The 4,954-nt window shown below is 31.2% G+C and carries 4 protein-coding genes and 1 pseudogene; all 5 read left to right on the top strand.

Annotated elements, in window-relative coordinates:
* The coding region (locus tag V7083_RS20420) for a helix-turn-helix domain-containing protein (protein WP_335481381.1) at nt 1-292 on the top strand (292 nt) is incomplete at its 5' end.
* 87 nt (nt 293-379) lie between these two features.
* Nucleotides 380-988: a hypothetical protein gene (locus V7083_RS20425; RefSeq protein ID WP_335481383.1), complete on the top strand. Its 609-nt coding sequence runs from the start codon at nt 380-382 to the stop codon at nt 986-988.
* A 581-nt stretch (nt 989-1,569) separates the two neighbouring features.
* Entirely contained in the window at nt 1,570-2,055 is a 486-nt protein-coding gene (locus tag V7083_RS20430; protein WP_335481387.1) for an aspartate/glutamate racemase family protein, read from the top strand.
* A gap of 182 nt (nt 2,056-2,237) precedes the next feature.
* A pseudogene (locus tag V7083_RS20435) lies at nt 2,238-2,530 on the top strand (fructose-bisphosphatase class II); the annotation flags it as partial.
* A 263-nt stretch (nt 2,531-2,793) separates the two neighbouring features.
* Nucleotides 2,794-4,893: a LuxR C-terminal-related transcriptional regulator gene (locus V7083_RS20440; protein WP_335481385.1), complete on the top strand. Its 2,100-nt coding sequence runs from the start codon at nt 2,794-2,796 to the stop codon at nt 4,891-4,893.
* Nucleotides 4,894-4,954 lie beyond the last annotated feature (61 nt).

Raw genomic sequence — 4,954 nt, forward strand, 5'->3', positions numbered from 1 at the left:
GAACGTACATTCTCGGAACGTATATTCTAAAAAGGTGGTATTAAAGTTGAAAGAATACACTGTCAAGGAGGTAGCTGACCTTATTAGTAAACATGAAGTTACCATTAAGCGTTGGATTCGAGCTGGGAAATTACCTAAATCATATAGGAATAGCGACAAAGAAGGTTGGAGAATACCTGAATCGGATTTATTACAGCTAAACAATTTTATCTCGATTTACAGTAAAGACCACCAGGAAGATAAAATAAATTCATGTTCTGATGAAACGGAGTTAGTTAAATTAGCATATTAGGCTGTCACCCTTACTTCCCCTTCTGATGAAATTTTATCTATTTTATCTGCTGTAGGAATTAAAAGAACCTTAGAGATTCTTTTGATTATGCAACAATCAGCAAGAAAGGTAAAGAATCCTGATGGATTCATTCGTAAGGCAATTCGTAAGAATTGGAGTCCTACTTCTACCCCTATAAAGATGCCAAGAAAGCAAGCAAAAGGGTTTACGAGTCAGTACAAAATGAATATCAAGAAAAATTTAATACAGAAGAAAACCAACAACAAAAAATCCCTTTCTATAATTGGCTTGAAGATTAACTTAGTAAAAGTAGGTGTTATTGTCATGTCAAAATATTGGTATGGTTATTATCCAGATGGTGTAATAAGTCGATATGAATTGTTAGTGTTTGATTGTCAAAACCAACCCTTTCTTCCGTTAACAGAGCATTATCATGATTGTTTAGGGAGAATTAGTAAAAATTCTGTTCTTTCTTATGTTCGATGCCTACTTCCCTTTTTCACATGGTTAGATCAATTTAGCAACATTCAAGGAAACCTAGTGAATTGGGATGATTCCCCCGACATTATTCGAATAGCTATAGAAGATTACCTTATGACCGAAATGGCTTGTAAAGTAAAAGAAAAAGATACTTTTCGATTTGTTAATCGAACAAATAAAAGTCCTAATACAGTTAATCGCTTCTATCAGCATTAAAGTCATTCTATAAATCCCAAATTCAATTAAAACAATATAAATATTCAAATCCCCTCATAGATTCCCATGCAATTTTAAATGACTATAAAAGTAATACCGAAGGTATGAGGAAAGATAAACCTCGTATGCCATCAGAAGCAGGAACAGCAACCAGATGGCTAAGACATCTGGTTTGCTAACCAGGCTACAATACCCGCTTCTCCTAGTAAAGTTACTAGTACGGATCTCTTATGAAAATAAGCAGTATACCCAGATATAGTGGGAAGTCTACTTGAACTTAATTTTTTTGTCCAGTTAAGTGTAGCCTATTCATAAAGAAGGAAATTCAATTATAAGAGAGACTTGGATGCTATACAGTGATGATGATTACGAGTTAAATATGGTCAGTAGTTTATAAAGTTTATGGATGAAATAAACTTTCAACAGATGATTACAGAGACTTCCTAAGTTGGAGATGGAAAAATAATCCAATCCTAAAAAAACGATTAATTTTTTTGATGAGGGCTTGTTAATAGAATTAAATAGGTAATTGAACGAATTTCAGACCTATTACTGAAAGCAATTAATACTGGTGTTGATGGATTCTATCATCATGCTCATCCTACAGTTCTACAATTAATGAACTAAGAAGAAGATTCTCCAAAGTTCCTGTTGAGAATGGAGATGATGAGATGATTCTAGAAGCATTAAATAATGGCAAAAAGGTTGGTGTTGCCGCGACTGTGGCTGCCGCAGGCCCTACGACACAAAAGATGCTATTGGAAAAAGCAAAACAATTAAATAAGAATGTTGAAGGGTTTGTAGAGGTAAACACTGAAGCATTCGATGCCTTAAATGAAAAGGAATATGACAGGCATGATATCTCTCAAATGATTAACAAATTAATAAGAGAGCATGATATTGACGTAGTAATACTGGCTCAGTTATCAATGGCAAGAGCGACAAATAGGATGCAAAATATAGAAATACCTGTTTTAACAAGTCCAGAAATTAGTCCAAAAGCAATTGTAGATAAAGTATTAAAAAAAGGTACAGGATCAATAATTGGTGAAAAAATTAGGGATTAACCTTGTTTTTGGGTCACTATTCTCCCAAGAAGGTTGACCCTTTTTATTTTAGGTGTGATTTCAAAATTCATTATATTAAATTAGTACTAAGACATAGAATGTAATGTGTTAATGTGTAGATAAAAGCTTCACACTGGAACTTGTTCCGTATAACTGAAGCAGCAACATTAGCTGCAAGATGGATGGGAAGAGTAAAGAAGGCAGAAGCTGAGGATACGGCTACTGAAAGTATGGGGATGTTTTTTATACAATCCCCATGAAAAGGTACAGTGGGAATTGGTGAAGGAGAGACGCATAAAGCTAAAATATTATTCATAGTGGAAAAACTAGTTACAGGTTATGGTCCACATGTAGAATGTTGCTGTTTGATCCACTTGAAGGAAAGAATATTTAAGTAGTCGGAACATGGAATGTTCTTCCTGTGCTAGCAGTATTAGCTGATCATGGAAATCTGTTACACGCTCTAGATATATATGGAAAAAATTACTTAATAAAAGTGAATTAGATTTTGAGTTTGTTGCTGAAACAAATGCCTAGGATATACTAATCGACAAAAATAGGAAAGGTTTCTTATATACTTATAGTAATATCTATATTAATATGCTATAAAATATAAAAGTATTTGTGTTTCGATAAATATATTATATATTAGTATTTTAACAAGCATCATACTCTATAAAATAACTACAATATATTTTATTCAAACTAAAAGAAATCAATTATAGAGGTGAGAAAAGCATGATACTTTCTGAATTGGAATACTTTCATGAAATTCAATCTTTGTATTCTGCATTAACAAATCTCCAAATTAGTATTACTGATAAAAAAGGAAATAATATTATACAACTGAGTAATGCTACTAATATATTTGATTTAGTTAGTGAAGAAGAAAATTCAAAAGTATTATTTGGAAAAATAGCTCAGAATTATCCTGAAATTAACGATCCCCTTTTATATGAAGTGTTGCCAGAAGTAAAAATAATAGTTTGCCCAATTTATTTGGAGGAGGAAATTGAGTACTTTATTTATGCTGGTTGCATGATAGAATCTCCTTCTAAACAGTCAGTTCAAATATATCTTAACAGGTATTTGAATAGTACTAAGAAATCCAATTTAATTATGTCACTTATTCAAGAATTTACTTTAGGTGAGATACAGGATAAGATAAAAAAAATAAAAAAAATGTCACAAATATTGTCTGATGGGTTGAAAATAAAAAAAATAAATGCTGATATAATGGCCCAAATTACTAATCAAGATGACCTTGTTAGTATGGTTGCAAATGATAATATAACAGTTAATGATTTGTTACAACGATTTTATAAAAAAAATACCAAAGTAGATTTTATGGGTTTTGCAAAGAGAATTAGCCCGGTTCATTTTGAAATAAAAGATTGTTTACCTTTTAGCACCGAATTAATAGGCACAGTATTTATGATAGGCGAAGGAATATTGGGGCAAGTTGCAGCAACAAATACGGTGAAATTTTGGGAAGATATTGAGTGGGATCCCCGAAGTGCATTTTTTCATCGTAGAGGAATTTTTCCAAAATCCATATTCTGTTTTCCAATTATTCATGGACAGGATATTCTTGGGTTATTCTTTGGGGGAAGCAGTAAATTTGAAGCTATAGAAAAAGAAATTAGTTTGGAAGTTAAATTAACAGCATCGATGATTTCTTTTTTAGAAATTAAAATGTATTGGAGAAAACAAGCTATTACTTACCATGAAAAAAATAAAATGTTAAATGAGATATATCAAGCAATGGCATCATTTGAAGATATTAAAAGTGTTCAAATGTTTTTGTTAGACATGAGCATGGCAATTCTTTTTGCAAAATTTGTTTCAGTTTTATTTTTGCGAAAATCAGATTATTCAATAGATATTGTTTCAAATGGCTTATCTATAGAAAATATGGATGAGTATAAGAAAGATATTCTTTTTAGGTACTTTGCAAACAATGATTTAGAATTACATAATTTGGAACCTAACAAGCATTTATCAACATGGGGAGATAAAATTCTTGAAATCCCAATTTGCCATAAAAATAACCTTTATGGATGGATTTGTATCGGACAAATTGATGATATTGAAGAGAATCAATTAACATTACTAAAAATACTTGCAAATGCAGGGGGGATGGGATTCTACCTGGTGGAAACCCTTTGCAAAAAAGAAATTGATAGGAATATGATTGACTCATTAGTTAAATTGGTGGAATTCAATGATCCTGAGCATTTGAAAAAAGTAAGAAGAGCATGGGAAATCTTAAAAGGATTTGGAACATATCAACCTGATCTTAAAATAAATATAAATGCTTTAAAATTAGTATCCTATCTTTTATCTGTATACGATGAGAGCTTTATGAGTGGATTAAAAAATGAAGTTTTGATGGAAATATACCAAGAATATATGTTAGTGAAGCAGAATCTCTTAGCATTATCAGACGCTTCACTTAATGTTCAGACACTCGTCCTGGTTATGAACTATATAAATGAAGGAGATAATATTAAATTCGTATCAACTCTTAGTGGAATTAATACTGATTTGCTCAAGAATTTTAATTTATATGTATCTGAACTAAATGAGAGAGATCATGATGACTCTATGACGTCTTTTAATTTTAAAGATTATAATATCTTAACTAAAAGGGAAAATGAAGTTTTAACATTGGTACTTGAAGGAAAAAACAATCGTGAAATAGCGGAAAATTTGTATATAAGTGGACATACTGTTAAAAATCATATGTCTCGTATTTTCAAAAAATTAAGCGTAAATGACCGATCGCAAATTTTCGCGAAAATCTATCAATTGGGAATTCAGCCTCCAAAAATGTAATAAAAAAGGGCATAACTGTTTAGTCTGGTCTTAGAAAAATAAAATTTTTTGAGGTTCAAAT

Origin of the sequence: Bacillus sp. JJ1764 (assembly GCF_036962145.1) — a bacterium.
GTDB lineage: Bacteria > Bacillota > Bacilli > Bacillales > Cytobacillaceae > Neobacillus.